Annotated in this window: 16 protein-coding genes; 3 read left to right on the top strand and 13 right to left on the bottom strand. The window is 61.9% G+C overall.

Annotated elements, in window-relative coordinates:
* Positions 1 to 39: 39 nt before the first annotated feature.
* The 10 genes from N8H74_RS08270 to ubiE form a co-directional block, all read right to left on the bottom strand.
* Positions 40 to 1,956, bottom strand: a complete 1,917-nt coding sequence (locus N8H74_RS08270; RefSeq protein WP_262146876.1) for a methyl-accepting chemotaxis protein — start codon at positions 1,954 to 1,956, stop codon at positions 40 to 42.
* A 111-nt stretch (positions 1,957 to 2,067) separates the two neighbouring features.
* Complete coding sequence (locus N8H74_RS08265; protein ID WP_262146875.1) at positions 2,068 to 2,775, bottom strand: 16S rRNA (uracil(1498)-N(3))-methyltransferase; 708 nt, start codon at positions 2,773 to 2,775, stop codon at positions 2,068 to 2,070.
* Positions 2,772 to 3,566 carry a twin-arginine translocase subunit TatC gene (tatC, locus tag N8H74_RS08260; RefSeq protein ID WP_217831921.1) on the bottom strand — a complete coding sequence of 265 codons (795 nt, stop codon included), beginning with the start codon at positions 3,564 to 3,566 and terminating at the stop codon, positions 2,772 to 2,774. Before tatC ends, N8H74_RS08265 begins: the two co-directional genes overlap by 4 nt.
* A gap of 256 nt (positions 3,567 to 3,822) precedes the next feature.
* Positions 3,823 to 4,272: a Sec-independent protein translocase protein TatB gene (gene tatB / locus N8H74_RS08255; protein ID WP_262146874.1), complete on the bottom strand. Its 450-nt coding sequence runs from the start codon at positions 4,270 to 4,272 to the stop codon at positions 3,823 to 3,825.
* A gap of 10 nt (positions 4,273 to 4,282) precedes the next feature.
* Positions 4,283 to 4,561 carry a twin-arginine translocase TatA/TatE family subunit gene (locus N8H74_RS08250; protein ID WP_007952423.1) on the bottom strand — a complete coding sequence of 93 codons (279 nt, stop codon included), beginning with the start codon at positions 4,559 to 4,561 and terminating at the stop codon, positions 4,283 to 4,285.
* A gap of 25 nt (positions 4,562 to 4,586) precedes the next feature.
* A complete protein-coding gene (locus N8H74_RS08245; protein ID WP_007952422.1) occupies positions 4,587 to 4,919 on the bottom strand; it encodes a phosphoribosyl-ATP diphosphatase in 333 nt (110 codons plus the stop codon).
* A complete protein-coding gene (gene hisI / locus N8H74_RS08240) occupies positions 4,912 to 5,313 on the bottom strand; it encodes a phosphoribosyl-AMP cyclohydrolase (RefSeq protein WP_262146873.1) in 402 nt (133 codons plus the stop codon). The genes N8H74_RS08245 and hisI overlap by 8 nt, the downstream gene beginning before the upstream one ends.
* A gap of 81 nt (positions 5,314 to 5,394) precedes the next feature.
* Positions 5,395 to 6,999, bottom strand: a complete 1,605-nt coding sequence (ubiB, locus tag N8H74_RS08235; protein ID WP_217831927.1) for a ubiquinone biosynthesis regulatory protein kinase UbiB — start codon at positions 6,997 to 6,999, stop codon at positions 5,395 to 5,397.
* Complete coding sequence (locus tag N8H74_RS08230; RefSeq protein WP_039772453.1) at positions 6,996 to 7,619, bottom strand: SCP2 domain-containing protein; 624 nt, start codon at positions 7,617 to 7,619, stop codon at positions 6,996 to 6,998. The genes ubiB and N8H74_RS08230 overlap by 4 nt, the downstream gene beginning before the upstream one ends.
* A complete protein-coding gene (ubiE, locus tag N8H74_RS08225; RefSeq protein WP_007952418.1) occupies positions 7,619 to 8,389 on the bottom strand; it encodes a bifunctional demethylmenaquinone methyltransferase/2-methoxy-6-polyprenyl-1,4-benzoquinol methylase UbiE in 771 nt (256 codons plus the stop codon). Before ubiE ends, N8H74_RS08230 begins: the two co-directional genes overlap by 1 nt.
* 167 nt (positions 8,390 to 8,556) lie before the next feature.
* Here ubiE and N8H74_RS08220 point away from each other — a divergent pair, with 167 nt between their 5' ends.
* The 3 genes from N8H74_RS08220 (at position 8,557) to N8H74_RS08210 (ending at position 10,305) form a co-directional block, all read left to right on the top strand.
* Positions 8,557 to 8,832, top strand: coding sequence for a polyhydroxyalkanoic acid system family protein (locus N8H74_RS08220; RefSeq protein ID WP_217831929.1), 276 nt, complete (start codon positions 8,557 to 8,559; stop codon positions 8,830 to 8,832).
* A gap of 176 nt (positions 8,833 to 9,008) precedes the next feature.
* The gene (locus tag N8H74_RS08215; protein WP_262146872.1) at positions 9,009 to 9,431 is read left to right on the top strand and encodes a phasin family protein; all 423 of its coding nucleotides are present in this window, start codon (positions 9,009 to 9,011) and stop codon (positions 9,429 to 9,431) included.
* A 10-nt stretch (positions 9,432 to 9,441) separates the two neighbouring features.
* A complete protein-coding gene (locus N8H74_RS08210; RefSeq protein WP_217831933.1) occupies positions 9,442 to 10,305 on the top strand; it encodes a phasin family protein in 864 nt (287 codons plus the stop codon).
* A 63-nt stretch (positions 10,306 to 10,368) separates the two neighbouring features.
* Here N8H74_RS08210 and N8H74_RS08205 read toward each other — a convergent pair whose 3' ends face one another.
* The 3 genes from N8H74_RS08205 to phaZ all read right to left on the bottom strand — a co-directional run bounded on the left by N8H74_RS08205 (position 10,369) and on the right by phaZ (position 13,688).
* A complete protein-coding gene (locus N8H74_RS08205; RefSeq protein WP_217831934.1) occupies positions 10,369 to 10,989 on the bottom strand; it encodes a TetR/AcrR family transcriptional regulator in 621 nt (206 codons plus the stop codon).
* A gap of 35 nt (positions 10,990 to 11,024) precedes the next feature.
* On the bottom strand, positions 11,025 to 12,707 hold the full coding sequence (gene phaC, locus N8H74_RS08200; RefSeq protein ID WP_262146871.1) for a class II poly(R)-hydroxyalkanoic acid synthase: 1,683 nt from the start codon (positions 12,705 to 12,707) through the stop codon (positions 11,025 to 11,027).
* A gap of 126 nt (positions 12,708 to 12,833) precedes the next feature.
* Positions 12,834 to 13,688 (bottom strand): poly(3-hydroxyalkanoate) depolymerase, encoded by an 855-nt coding sequence (gene phaZ / locus N8H74_RS08195; protein ID WP_217832045.1) that lies wholly within the window; start codon positions 13,686 to 13,688, stop codon positions 12,834 to 12,836.
* Positions 13,689 to 13,801 lie beyond the last annotated feature (113 nt).

The raw sequence follows: 13,801 nt of genomic DNA, 5'->3' as shown, positions 1-13,801 counted from the left end.
AATCGCAGCCATTGGCTGCGATTTTTTTGTTTGCGCGGTTTAAACCTTGAAGCGGCCTACCAGCGTTTGCAGGTGAGTGCCCAGGCGCGCCAGCTCGACGCTGGAGGCGGCCGTCTCTTCACTCGCCGCCGACGTCTGGTCCGAGACATCCCGCACGTTCAGCACGCTGCGGTTGATCTCTTCGGCCACGGCACTCTGCTGCTCGGCGGCCGCTGCGATCTGCTGGTTCATCGCCTGAATCGCCGACACGGTGCGCGTGATGTTTTCCAGCGAACCACCGGCACGGCGGGTCAGCTCCACGCTGCTCTGGGTCAACGTGCGGCTGTTGTCCATGATCGTTGCCACTTGCTGAGTACCGTTCTGCAGGCCGACGATCAGCTCTTCGATTTCTTCGGTGGACTTCTGGGTGCGTTGCGCAAGGCTGCGCACTTCGTCAGCAACCACCGCGAAACCACGTCCGGCTTCACCGGCACGGGCCGCTTCGATGGCAGCGTTGAGGGCCAGCAGGTTGGTTTGCTGGGCCACGGACTTGATCACGTCGAGCACGCTGCCGATCTTGTCGCTTTCGCGCTTGAGTTCGCCCATGGCTTCGGTGGAGTGGCCGACTTCAGTGGCCAGGCGCTCGATCTGGGTGATGGCTTCGCCGACCACTTTGTCGCCTTCGCGGGCCTGTTGGTCAGCCGCGACGGCTGCCTCCGAAGCTTCCTCGGCGTTGCGCGCGACTTCCTGCACGGTGGCGGCCATTTCGTTCATGGCGGTGGCGACCTGATCGGTCTCGACCTTCTGATTGTTCACTCCGGCGCTGGTCTGTTCGGTCACTGCCGACAGTTCCTCGGCAGCGCTGGCGATCTGGGTGACGCCGTCGCTGATGCCACCGATCAGTTCGCGCAGACCCTGGGTCATGCTCTGCATCGAGCGTTGCAACTGACCGAGTTCGTCGCGGCGCTGGGAAATCAGGTTGTGGGTCAGGTCGCCGGCGGCCACGCGCTCGGCGACTTTGAGAGTCTGATTCAGCGGAATGATGATCTGCCGGGTGATCGCCCAGGCCGCCAGCATGCCGAATGCCAGGGCCAGCAGGGTGGCGATCAGCAGCAGGTTTTTCGCGTGAGCGGCGTCGGTGTCGCGCACGATGGTCTGGGAGTCGGTGAGCTTCTTGCTGATGTCGATCAGGGTGTCACCCTGAATCGACATGCGCGCCAGGGCCTTGGCATTGTTGACCTGGGAGTCGCGGAACTGGCTGACCGCTGCGCGATAGGCCTTGAGGGAGTCGGTGGCCTGTTGCAGGTTGGCGATGTGCTGCTCCGGCAGCTTGCCAGGCAGGGTCTCAAGGTTTTTCAGGGCGTTGTCGATGGCATCGAGGGCCGGTTGCTCGGCTTCGGCCTTGGCGCTGTAGGTGTAGCCGCGTACCTGGAAGCGCGCCTGCTGGATCAGTTTGCTCAGGTCGATCACCGCGTTGAACTGGCTGACGCTGTCGCCCTGGAGCATGGATTTCTCGACTTCGGCAACACGGGCCACGGCGTTGTCGGCGGTGGCGCCGAGTTTGCTGCGGGCGTCTTCGCGCAGGGCGGTGGCCTGGGTCATGTCGGCGAACGCGCGCTTGTACTCGGCGACGGCCGCCAGTTGCTGGTCGATCATCGCGACGTCGGACGGTTGTTCGATCAGGCCGCGAGCGGTCTGCAAACCGCTGTCGAGCTTGCCCAGCAGGTCGTTGACCGCGCCGGGGCCTTGTTCGCCGCGCCGCGCTTCATAGTCCAGGCGCGCCAGGCGCAGGTCCTTGGTCAGCTCGTTGAGGCTGGAGATGAAGCCGAGTTTGTCACCACGGCTGATGATGCCGCTCATGCCGGTCCAGCCAGTGAAGGTGATCAGCAGTGTCAGCAACAGCACCAGGCCGAAACCGATTCCCAGCTTGCGTTTGACGCTGACGTTTCCAAGATTCTCGGCTAACCAACGGTACATGCGACGACTCCCCTCGGACCACTAAATTGGACTTATGGGGACTGTATCGGCTGAGTGATGGCAATCTGTAACGCAATTCGTCCGGCCATCACCGGACAAAGAGCGGGGGCGTCAGAACAGGCGGGCGAGCAGGGCGGTGACGGCGGTTTCGACCCGCAGAATGCGTTCGCCCAGTTGCACCGGTTGCAGGCCGGCCTTGGCCAGCAGGTCGATTTCGTAGGGAATCCAGCCGCCCTCGGGGCCGATGGCCAGGGTCACCGGCTCGCTCAGGGCGCGAGGGCAGGGTGGATGATTGCCGGGATGGCCGACCAGGCCGAGGGTGCCGTCGGTGATGGCCGGCAGCCGGTCTTCAACGAAGGGCTTGAAGCGCTTCTCGATGATGATTTCCGGCAACACCGTGTCCCGGGCCTGTTCGAGGCCAAGGATCAGTTGTTCGCGGATCGCTTCCGGCTCCAGGAACGGCGTCTGCCAGAAGCTCTTCTCGACGCGGTAGCTGTTGACCAGCACCACCTTCGGCACGCCCATGGTCGCCACGGTCTGGAACACCCGGCGCAGCATCTTCGGTCGTGGCAGGGCCAGCACCAGGGTCAGCGGCAGCTTGGCCGGTGGCGGCTGATTGAGGGACACGCGCAGTTCAGCCTCCCCAGCCTCCAGTCGCAACACTTCGGCCGAGCCCATCAGCCCGTCGATGCGCCCGACCCGCAGGCTATCACCGACTTCCGAGCGGTGGACTTCCTGCATGTGGGTCAGGCGCCGGTCACGCAGCACGACGCGGTCGGCCGCGATGAAATCGGCTTCTTCGAGCAGCAGCAGGTTCATGGCTGGGTCGCTGGCGGCTGGTCGTTGTGATCGTCGACGGTTTCGTCCGGGCGCTCGCGTTTGCTGACCAAGCTGCCGAACAGGATGCCGACTTCAAACAGCATCCACATCGGCACGGCCAACAGGGTCTGGGAGAAGATGTCCGGCGGGGTCAGGATCATACCGACCACGAAGCAGCCGATGATCACGTACGGGCGGATCTTCTTCAGGTATTTGACGTCGACCACGCCGATCCACACCAGCAGCACCACGGCCACCGGGATCTCGAACGCCACGCCGAAGGCGAAGAACAGCGTCATGACGAAATCGAGGTAACTGGTGATGTCGGTCATCATTTCCACGCCGGCCGGGGTGGCCGAAGCGAAGAACTTGAAGATCAGCGGGAACACGAAGAAATACGCGAACGCCATGCCGGTGTAGAACAGCAGAATGCTGGAAATCAGCAGCGGCACCGCGACGCGCTTCTCGTGCTTGTACAGGCCGGGGGCGATGAAGCCCCAGATCTGATGCAGGATCACCGGGATCGCGAGGAACAGCGAGACCATCATCGTCAGCTTCAGCGGCGTCAGGAACGGCGACGACACGTCGGTGGCGATCATCGTCGCGCCGGCCGGCAGGTACTGGCGCAGCGGCGTCGAGACGAAGGTGTAGATCTGCTGGGTGAACGCGAACAGCCCGGCGAAGATGATGAAGATCGCCGCGACGCAACGCAGCAGGCGGGTGCGCAACTCGGTGAGGTGCGAAACCAGCGGCATGTGCTGGTCGTTTTCGGGGAGGCTAGGGCCTGTCATCGGTCATTTCCTGTGTCGCGCCGAGCCCGTATTTGCGCAGGGCAAGGCGCGAGGCGCGTAATTTGGCGTTTCAAATAAGCAACGAGTAACGCAGCCCTGCGCAAATACGGGCCGGCCCTTCGGGTTGTGCCTGAAAGCGGGCCTGGCTGCGTTGTAGTCCTTGGAAAGGTAAAACACATTCCCTGCGGACTACGCCTTGCCTGGCCCGCTTTCAGGCGACAACGCGACACAGGAAATGACCGATGACAGGCCCTTGTCATGGGGCTCGCGGCGGCAAAGTGGAGTCGTGAGGCGCTGGTGTAGTCGGCGCGGCGGTTGGAGCTACGTGTTCAACCGAGTTTTCTGCAACGGCGGGCACAGGCTCGGTTGGCACTGCAACGGAAGCAGGTGCAGTGGTTGCGGCTGACGGATGAATCGTCTGCTCACCCACATGCTCAACCGGTGTCGGCTCCTGCTGAACCGGTGGCGTGAAGATCTTCCGCGCCTCCTGCTCCAGCGACAGAATGTGCTCGTTGTGCAGTTGCCGACGAATTTCGTCGGCGCCGATTTCACGTTCAACTTCCTGTTTGATCGCGTTGAAGCTGCGCTTCAGGCGCCCGACCCACAGGCCGGCGGTGCGCGCAGCGCCCGGCAGACGCTCGGGACCCAGCACCAGCAGGGCGACGAGGCCGACCAGCAGCAGTTCAGAGAAGCTGATACCAAACATTAGTCAGTGCTCACACGTCTTTGCGGATCGGCTCTTCGACTTTCTGCGCCTGCACGTCGATGGTGTGCGGCGGGTTGGCCTGAGCGGTGGCTTGCGGCTGAACCGGTGGCACCGGCTGCGCAGGCGTTACGGTCGGATCGGCCGGCTTCTCGTCGTCGTTCATGGCCTTGCGAAAGCCCTTGATCGACTCACCGACGTCGGTGCCGAGGTTTTTCAGTTTCTTGGTGCCGAACACCAGCACCACGACAACCAGAATGACGATCCAGTGTTTCCAGTCAAAAATGCCCATGTTGCTGTTCCTCTCTAAAAGTTGTTCAGGCGGACGGACGCGAGGCTTTCTCGACGTGTCCGGACAGGCCGAAGCGACGATCCAGCTCGTCGAGTACCGCCTGCGGATGCTGACCCAGTTGGGCGAGCATGACCATGCTGTGGAACCACAGGTCGGCGGTCTCGTAGATCACGTCGCTGCAATCGCCGCTGACGGCGGCGTCCTTGGCGGCAATGATGGTTTCGACCGACTCTTCGCCGACTTTCTCCAGAATCTTGTTCAGACCCTTGTGGTACAGGCTGGCGACATACGAGCTGTCGGCGGCTGCGCCTTTGCGCTCTTCAAGCACCTGAGCGAGGCGGGTCAGGGTGTCACTCATGTTTGTGTCCTGCGGAATAAATGGCGTGCGGGTCTTTGAGTACCGGGTCGACCGTTTTCCAGTCGCCGTTTTCGAAGACGCGGTAGAAGCAGCTTTGACGGCCGGTATGGCAGGCGATGCCGCCGATCTGTTCGACCATCAGGATGATCACGTCGGCGTCACAGTCCAGACGCATTTCATGCAGAGTCTGCACATGACCGGACTCCTCTCCCTTGCGCCACAGCTTGCCACGGGAACGTGACCAGTAGATGGCACGGTTCTCCGCTGCGGTAAGCGCCAGGGCTTCGCGGTTCATCCAGGCCATCATCAGCACGCGTCCGGTCTTGTGATCCTGGGCAATCGCCGGCACCAGGCCATCAGCGTCCCACTTGATCTCGTCCAGCCAGTTTTTCATCTTCGACTCCGACAGCGAACCCCACACTCGAATGGTCGGGCTCAGGCGTTGAAACAGTGTGCCAGCCGATCGCGGAACTGGCTATCGGCGAACGACCAGATACAAGCCGACTGCCACCATGATTCCCGCGGGCCAATGCCCCAGTTCATGCAGCGGGCCACCGGCGGCGAGGATCGTGCCGCCGGCCAGGTGCGCGCTGCCGAGCAGGCGCAGGAACCAGTCGTCCTTGCGTTTTTTCCACGGCGGCGGAGGGTCGCTGGCGTGGGGCTGGGACATGCGTTCGAGCAGATCGCGGGCCATGTTCGACAGGTGCGGAATCTGCTCCAGCTGGCTCTGCACGTTGCCGATCAAGGCTTTCGGGCTGACGCGCTCGCGCATCCAGCGTTCGAGGAACGGCTGCGCGGTGTTCCACAGATCCAGCTCCGGGTACAGCTGGCGACCGAGGCCTTCGATGTTCAGCAAGGTCTTCTGCAACAGCACCAGTTGCGGCTGCACTTCCATGTTGAAGCGGCGGGCGGTCTGGAACAGGCGCATCAGCACCTGGCCAAATGAAATATCTTTTAACGGTTTTTCGAAGATCGGTTCGCACACGGTACGGATCGCCGCTTCGAACTCGTTGAGCTTGGTTTCCGCCGGCACCCAGCCCGAATCGATGTGCAATTGCGCCACGCGGCGGTAGTCACGCTTGAAGAAGGCGAACAGGTTGCGCGCCAGGTAGTCCTGGTCTTCCGGGGTCAGGCTGCCGACGATGCCGCAGTCGATCGCGATGTACTGCGGGCTCCACGGATTGACGGTGCTGACGAAGATGTTGCCCGGGTGCATGTCGGCGTGGAAGAAGCTGTCGCGGAACACTTGAGTGAAGAAGATCTCCACGCCGCGTTCGGCGAGCATTTTCATGTCGGTGCGCTGGTCGGCGAGGGTCGCCAGATCCGTGACCTGAATCCCGTAGATGCGCTCCATCACCAGCACTTTTGGCCGGCACCAGTCCCAATAGATTTGCGGTACGTAGAGCAGCGGCGAACCGTCGAAGTTGCGTTTCAGCTGGCTGGCGTTGGCCGCCTCGCGCAGCAGGTCGAGCTCGTCGTAGATGGTTTTTTCGTAGTCGCTGACCACGTCGACCGGATGCAGCAGGCGCGCGTCGGCAGACACCTTTTCGGCGGCGCGGGCGAGGATGAACAGCCAGGCCAGATCCTGGGCAATCACCGGTTTGAGGCCCGGGCGGATCACCTTGACCACCACTTCTTCACCGGTTTTCAACTGCGCGGCGTGCACCTGCGCCACCGAGGCCGAGGCCAGCGGTTCGACGTCGAAACGGCTGAACACCTCGCCGATCTTCTTGCCGAGCTGTTCTTCGATCAGTCTGACCGACAGCTGCGAATCGAATGGCGGCACCCGATCCTGCAACAGCATCAGCTCATCGGCGATGTCTTCCGGCAGCAGGTCGCGGCGGGTCGAGAGAATCTGCCCGAACTTGATGAAGATCGGCCCCAGATCCTGCAAGGCCAGACGCAGGCGCGCGCCCCGGCTCAGGTCCAGCGGCTTGCGCGGGAACCAGCGCCACGGCAGCACATAGCGCAGCGCCAGGAGAAACCAGGGCAGCGGCAGATCGAACAGCAGGTCATCGAGGCGGTAGCGGATCACGACGCGCTGGATGCGCAACAGACGGCGGACGGCAAGCAGCTTCATGCGTTATCGCTTGGGTCGAGGGATCGGGAAAGGCGCTCGAAACGCGCCTCGAGACGTTCCAGATCAAGTTTGATCCGGTCCAGTTCGCTGAACCGGGCTTCGGCTTCGCGCTGCCCGACGAGGGTGCGCGATTCTTCGGCCAGGTATTCGGCGAGGTTCTGGTTGAGGCTGGCAAATCCTTGTTGATACCAGCGTGCGCGACTGCGCAGGTGGCCGCCGACCAGTTGCGTGGCGACCGGGCCGAGCCAGCGCGAGAGTTCGTACTCCCAGTCCAGCTCGAGGTCTTGCAGGACACCCGCCAGCTCCAGCAGCACGCCGCTGTCGCCGTCGAGCTCGACTTCCGGTGCGTGCAGCACGGCGGTCTTGTCTTTGCTCAGGGCCAGTTTCACCAGGCTCGAGGCCGGGGCACGCAGGGTGCAGTCGACGCCGGTTTCCCAACGGGACGCCAGCATCAGGCCTTCATCGCTCGGCAGGATGAACAGTTGCAGCGCCGGGCTGCGGCAGTCGACGGCAATCACCTTGCCGGTCAGATGCGCCAGGCGTGGCAGCGCCGTGCTGTCGAGACGCAGCACCCGGTTCAGGCCGAGTTCAACGCTGGCGAGCAGCCCGGTGAGCAGCATCAGGGCTTGATGCCGCGATGCAGGGCGACGATGCCTGCGGTCATGTTGTGGTAGGTCACGCGGTCGAAACCGGCATCGACCATCATCGACTTCAGGGTTTCCTGATTCGGGTGCATGCGGATCGATTCGGCCAGGTAGCGATAGCTTTCCGAGTCATTGGTGATCAGCTTGCCCATCAGCGGCATGAAGGCGAACGAGTAGGCGTCGTAGGCCTTGGACATCAGCGCGTTGGTCGGCTTGGAGAACTCCAGCACCAGCAGGCGGCCGCCAGGCTTGAGCACGCGCAGCATCGAGCGCAGGGCGTCTTCCTTGTGCGTCACGTTGCGCAGGCCGAAGGCGATGGTCACGCAGTCGAAATGGTTGTCCGGGAACGGCAGTTTTTCCGCGTCGGCCTGGACGAACTCGACGTTGCCCGACACGCCGACATCCAGCAGGCGGTCACGACCGACCTTGAGCATGGATTCGTTGATGTCGGCCAGCACCACCTGGCCGGTCGGGCCGACGAGGTGCGAGAATTTTTTGGTCAGGTCACCGGTGCCGCCGGCGATGTCCAGCACGCGGTTGCCGGCACGTACACCCGACAGTTCGATCGCGAAGCGCTTCCACAGACGGTGCATGCCGCCCGACAGAAGGTCGTTCATCAGGTCGTACTTGGCGGCTACGGAATGGAAAACTTCAGCGACTTTTTCCGCTTTCTGGCTTTCCGGAACGTTTTTGAAGCCGAAGTGAGTGGTGGGTTCGGCATCGCTGCCTTTGCGCTGATCAGTCATATCGCTGTCACCAAAAGAGAATGCGCGACATTCTAATCCCCAAGACATGCTTTGTCTTGGAATGGCTAAAGGTAAGATGAGCAACCTTCGGGACGATTTGCCGCAGTGGCGGTCAAGATTCCTCGAGCAAGCATTCATAGTCCTATTAAAAAAGCAGGAGTCATCCAATGGCCCGTATTAGTGTTGAGCGTGCCCACAGCCTGGGCAAGGAAGCCGCCCGCGAGAAGGCCGACAAGCTGGCGCAGAAACTTTCCGATCAGTATGGCCTGGAGCCGCAGTGGTCGGGCGATACCCTGAACCTCAAGCGCTCGGGTGTGAAAGGCGCGGTGCATGTGGCCGAGGATTCGATCCGGGTCGATGTGGAGCTGGGGATCATGATGTCGGCCATGAGCGGCATGATCAAAGCCGAGATCGAAAAGGCGCTGGACAAGGCGCTGGTCTGATCCGCTGGAACTGTAAACACCTGCCCTGTGGGAGCAAGCCTGCTCCCACATTCTTTTGGTGCCCCTGGTTTTATGTCAGTTGTTAGGGTGCCGTTTCTAATTTTTCTCCCTACTTTGTGCACGAGCCCGACACTTTTGCGGGCAGTTCCTCAAACCTTCTGCGCGTGAGGTGCACCATGGCCAAAGTCATTTTGAAGAAAAAAATCGACGCTTCGACTTCTGCTCTGAGCGACGTCAAATCCTATGCCCGCAAGATCTGGCTGGCAGGCCTGGGTGCCTACGCCAAGGTCGGCCAAGAGGGTAGCGAGTACTTTCAGGAGTTGATCAAGGCTGGTCAAACTGTTGAAAAGAAAGGCAAAAAAGCCGTCACCGAAAAACTCGAAGCGGCCAACGCCGAGATCGATGAAGCCAAGAACGAAGTGAGCTCGTTCAAAGGTCGTGTCGAAGTTCAGCTCGACAAGGTCGAGAAAGCGTTCGACACCCGTGTGGCCAGCGCCTTGAATCGTATCGGCATTCCGTCTAAACATGACGTTGAGGCACTCTCTGCTAAGCTCGATGAGCTGACGGCATTGCTCGAACGCGTCGCGCGTAAATCTTAAGGAGAACGGGATGGCTGGTAAAAAGAACACCGATAAAGAAAGCAGCTCCTGGATTGGGAAGGTTGAAGACTACTCCCGCAAAATCTGGCTGGCTGGTTTAGGCGTGTATTCGAAGATCGACACTGACGGCAGCAAACTCTTCGATGCATTGGTCAAAGACGGCGAGAAAGCCGAGAAGCTCACCAAGTCCGCAGTCGGCAAGAAAGTCGACGCTGCCAAGGACTCCGCTTCTTCGGCCAAATCGCGCATCAGCGGCGTGAAAGATCGCGCACTGGGCAAGTGGGACGAGCTGGAAGGTGCTTTCGACAAGCGCCTGAACAGCGCGATTTCGCGCCTGGGCGTACCTAGCCGCAATGAAGTGAAAGCGCTGCACAGCAAGGTCGAGACGCTGACCAAGCAGATCGAAAAACTCACCGGCCTGAAAACTCAGCCTGTAGCGGCGAAAACCGCTGCGGCGAAACCGGCAGCCAAACCTGCCGCCAAGCCTCTGGCCAAGGCCGCTGCAAAACCGGCCGCCAAAGCCGCCGCCAAACCTGCCGCGAAAACCGCTGCGGCCAAGCCGGCAGCCAAGCCAGCGGCCAAACCGGTCGCCGCCAAGGCCGTCGCGAAACCCGCCGCAAAACCTGCGGCGAAACCAGCAGCCAAGCCAGCCGCGAAAACCGCTGCCGCCAAACCTGCTGCCAAGCCAGCGGCCAAGCCGGCTGCTGCGAAAAAACCTGCTGTGAAGAAGCCGGCTGCACCGAAAGCAGCTGCGCCGAAGCCGGTCGCAACGCCGGCAGCACTGGCGAGCACGTCGAACTCTGCCGCGGCGCCTGCCCCGGTGGCGACTCCGACTGCTGCATCGACGCCGTCGACGCCAACCAGTCAGTCCTGATCTTCAGGACTCAAGAAAACGCCCGGCCTGTGAAGGTCGGGCGTTTTTGTTTGGGCTTTTGCTTTATTCGTGATCCTCAAGGTATTGCAAAGCCATCCTTTCCGTCGCCACCTTCACCGGTGGCAACAGATGCGGCGCCACCAGCATCATGATCTGGTACACCACCAGCCGAACCTCGCCCTCGCGATCAAGAATCCGCTGGTAGTCCAGGGAAAACAGCAGGGTCATGGTGATCTGCTCCACCAGTTGCCCCAGGGCCTGGGTGTCGCTGACCAGTTGCCCGGAGGCCTTCAGCCGCGCCAGCAACGACGCCAGTGTGCGCTTCAGGGCGTTGAGCAGATTGCGAATGCCCTTGGCCAGTTTCGGCAGGCGTCCGGCCAGGTTCGACAGGTCCTGGAACAGGAACCGGTACTGCGCCAGGCGCTCGACGATCAGGTGCAGGAACAGCCAGTAATCTTCCGGTGCCAGTTCGACATCGGCGGGCGGGTCGAGCAGGGGCGTCAGTTCGCTCTGGAAGCGCTCGAACAGCCCAAGAATCAGCGGTTCCTTGCCGTGAAAGTGGTAGTAGAGGTTGCCCGGGCTGATCCCCATTTCATTGGCAACCTCCATGGTGGAGACGTTGGGTTCGCCCTTCTCGTTGAACAGTTGCAGGGCACATTCGAGAATCCGGTCGCGGGTTTTCATCCAGTCTTCTTAACGGGTTCGAGGCAGGTGGAACGTCAGCGCACACGCACGTAGGTGCCGGGTGCCGCCTCCATCGGTGGATAGTTGGAACTGCCGAGGGTCATCCGGGTTTCCTGCAGGGCGCCGGAGCGTTGCTGCACCCACTCCAGCCACTGCGGCCACCAGCTGCCGTCGACCTTTTTCGCGTCGTAGTACCAGGCGCGGGGGTCGCTGCTCAGTTTGCCGTTCTCGACGTAGTTGGCTTTCGGGTTGCTCGGCGGGTTGAGAATACTCTGCACATGGCCGCTGCTGGACAGCACGAAACGCCGTTCGCCGCCCAGCAGCAGGGTCGAGCGATACACCGCGTCCCAGGGTGTGATGTGGTCGTTCATGCCGGCCACGCTGAAGCTGTCGACCGTGACTTTTTGCAGGTCGATCGGCGTGCCGCACACCTCCAGGCCTCCCGGATGGGTCAGCGGGTTGTGTTTGAAGAAATCCAGCAGATCACCGTGGAAGGCGGCCGGCAGGCGCGTGCTGTCGTTGTTCCAGTAAAGGATGTCGAAGGCCGGTGGCTCCTTGCCCAACAGGTAGTTGTTGATGAAGTAGCTCCAGATCAAATCGTTGGGCCGCATCCAGGCGAAGACCTTGGCCATGTCGCGGCCATCCAGTACGCCCTTCTGGTAGGAGCGACGCTTGGCCGCTTCGAGCGTCTGCTCGTCGGCGAACAGCGTCGCCGGGCTGTCGATCTGACTGTCGAGCAGGCTCACCAGGTACGTCGCGCTGGACACCCGGCGCAGTTGCCGCTTGGCCTGCAAATGCCCTTGCAGCGCGGCAATTGTCAGCCCGCCGGCGCAGGCACCCATCAGGTTGACTTCGCGGGCGCCGGTGATCGCCCGGCAAATGTTCATCGCCTCTTCAACCGCTTCGACGTAGGTCGACAGGCCCCATTCGCGATGGCGAACATCCGGGTTGCGCCAACTGATCATGAACGTTTGCAAGCCGTTCTTCAGGGCGTACTGGACGAAGCTGTTGGCCGGGCTGAGGTCGAAAATGTAGTACTTGTTGATTTGCGGCGGCACCACCAGCAGTGGCTTGGCATACTGTTTTTCGCTCATCGGCCGGTACTGGATCAGCTCGAGCATTTCGTTGCGAAACACCACCGAGCCGGCGGTGGTGGCAACGGTCTTGCCGACCTCGAACGCCTGCTTGGTGACCTGGCGCGGCAGGCCGTCGTTGTGCAGCAGGTCGTCGAACAGATGGCTCAGGCCACGCACCAGGCTGTGACCGCCGGAGTTGAACAGCTCCTTGACCGCCAGCGGATTGAGCAGGGTGTTGGATGGCGCCACGGCGTCGTTGAGCAGGGCGAAGGCGAACTGCGCGCGGGCGCGGTCGTCCTCGCTCATGCTGCTTTCGTCGATCCAGCTCTTGACCTGTTTCTGCCAGCTCAGATAGGCCTGCAGGCTGCGCCGGTAGAACGGATTGAGGCTCCAGGCCGGGTCGGCGAAGCGGTTGTCCTGGGGATTGATCGGGTGCAGGGTTTCACCCAGCAACACACGTCCGAGCTGGCCGCCGAGCTTCAGGGCGTGCTTCGCGCTGTGGACGGGATTGCGCAGGCCATGGGCCGCGACGTTGCGCAGGGTCGAGATCAGGTCCCGACCGCGCAGACCGGTCATCGCACTCTGCGCATTGATGAACACGGCGGGGCTTGGGACCACGCCGGTCGCTGGTTTGTCGCGCATGACTCAACACTCCTTCGTCTACAGGCCAAAAGCAAACTCACCGAACCAGAACACCATAGACGCTGTTACGGGTTGTTGCCTGCGCAGCGTCCTGCCGCGCCTATTTCGGAGCACTTACCGTGCCGGTTATCCGCCCAGCGGTGTCGGATGCGGATGCATCACCGCCCGTTGCCGTTCCTCCTGGAGGAATTTCATGATGATCGGCGCCACCGCTTCGGCCCGGGTAATCAGGAACAGGTGACCGTCGTCGATGATGTGCAGCTGCGCGTTGGGAATGCGCCAGGCGAGCATGCGCATGTTGATCAGCGGGATCAGCGGATCGTCGTCGCCGGCCAGCACCAGGGTCGGCTGATGGATCTTGTGCAGCCAGTGAATGCTGGTCCAGCCCAGGCCCGCGAACAGTTGCCAGTAGTAACCGAGCTTGCCCGCCGAACGCACCTTGGCCGCGTGGCTGGCGGCCAGGGTCGGGTCGCGGCGGAACGAGCCGCCGTAGATCATCGGCGCGATGCGGATCACATGGGACGGCTGGATGTAGCGCCGGGGACTGGCCATCATCCACAGCACTTTCGGCTTGCCCGGCACCATTACCGCGCCCGCCGCCGTGGCCGCCAGCACCAGTTTCTTGCAGCGCTCGGGGTAGTCATGGGCGAACTGCTGCGCCAGCGCGCCGCCCCAGGACACACCGATGACGTTGACCTGGCCGTAGTCGAGGTAATCGAGCATCCGTGCGGTGAGCTTCGCCAGCCCCGGAAAGCGGTACGGCCGGTTTGGCGTCGAAGAACCGCCGACACCGGGCACGTCGAAGGCGATCACTTCCAGGTCCGGATCCAGCGCCGCGACAAAAGGAAACACCAGCTCCAGGTTGGCGCCGATGCCGTTGAAAATCAGCAAGGGCGTCAAGTGAGGCTTGCCGGGGCGTACTGCGGTCCGGATGGTCTGGCCATCCAGCTCGACGGTACGAAAGATGAACGGGTGCGGCATGCTCAAGCCCTGTTGGGTCACACATTTCATAGTCCACTTCACCCGAGTGGGCGCGGGATTGCTCGCGAATGCGGCTTTTCAGTCACCCTTGATATCGGCTGACCGGACGCTTT

Origin of the sequence: Pseudomonas sp. B2M1-30, from assembly GCF_025447575.1 — a bacterium.
GTDB classification, from domain to species: Bacteria; Pseudomonadota; Gammaproteobacteria; order Pseudomonadales; family Pseudomonadaceae; genus Aquipseudomonas; species Aquipseudomonas botevensis.
This window is presented reverse-complemented; position numbering and strand designations above follow the sequence as displayed.

Excerpts from the sequence above, each read along its gene's own strand:
- N8H74_RS08270 (WP_262146876.1), bottom strand. The coding sequence starts at position 1,956 with ATGTACCGTTGGTTAGCCGAGAATCTTGGAAACGTCAGCGTCAAACGC.
- N8H74_RS08265 (WP_262146875.1), bottom strand. The coding sequence starts at position 2,775 with ATGAACCTGCTGCTGCTCGAAGAAGCCGATTTCATCGCGGCCGACCGC.
- tatC (WP_217831921.1), bottom strand. The coding sequence starts at position 3,566 with ATGACAGGCCCTAGCCTCCCCGAAAACGACCAGCACATGCCGCTGGTT.
- tatB (WP_262146874.1), bottom strand. The coding sequence starts at position 4,272 with ATGTTTGGTATCAGCTTCTCTGAACTGCTGCTGGTCGGCCTCGTCGCC.
- N8H74_RS08250 (WP_007952423.1), bottom strand. The coding sequence starts at position 4,561 with ATGGGCATTTTTGACTGGAAACACTGGATCGTCATTCTGGTTGTCGTG.
- N8H74_RS08245 (WP_007952422.1), bottom strand. The coding sequence starts at position 4,919 with ATGAGTGACACCCTGACCCGCCTCGCTCAGGTGCTTGAAGAGCGCAAA.
- hisI (WP_262146873.1), bottom strand. The coding sequence starts at position 5,313 with ATGAAAAACTGGCTGGACGAGATCAAGTGGGACGCTGATGGCCTGGTG.
- ubiB (WP_217831927.1), bottom strand. The coding sequence starts at position 6,999 with ATGAAGCTGCTTGCCGTCCGCCGTCTGTTGCGCATCCAGCGCGTCGTG.
- N8H74_RS08230 (WP_039772453.1), bottom strand. The coding sequence starts at position 7,619 with ATGCTGCTCACCGGGCTGCTCGCCAGCGTTGAACTCGGCCTGAACCGG.
- ubiE (WP_007952418.1), bottom strand. The coding sequence starts at position 8,389 with ATGACTGATCAGCGCAAAGGCAGCGATGCCGAACCCACCACTCACTTC.
- N8H74_RS08220 (WP_217831929.1), top strand. The coding sequence starts at position 8,557 with ATGGCCCGTATTAGTGTTGAGCGTGCCCACAGCCTGGGCAAGGAAGCC.
- N8H74_RS08215 (WP_262146872.1), top strand. The coding sequence starts at position 9,009 with ATGGCCAAAGTCATTTTGAAGAAAAAAATCGACGCTTCGACTTCTGCT.
- N8H74_RS08210 (WP_217831933.1), top strand. The coding sequence starts at position 9,442 with ATGGCTGGTAAAAAGAACACCGATAAAGAAAGCAGCTCCTGGATTGGG.
- N8H74_RS08205 (WP_217831934.1), bottom strand. The coding sequence starts at position 10,989 with ATGAAAACCCGCGACCGGATTCTCGAATGTGCCCTGCAACTGTTCAAC.
- phaC (WP_262146871.1), bottom strand. The coding sequence starts at position 12,707 with ATGCGCGACAAACCAGCGACCGGCGTGGTCCCAAGCCCCGCCGTGTTC.
- phaZ (WP_217832045.1), bottom strand. The coding sequence starts at position 13,688 with ATGCCGCACCCGTTCATCTTTCGTACCGTCGAGCTGGATGGCCAGACC.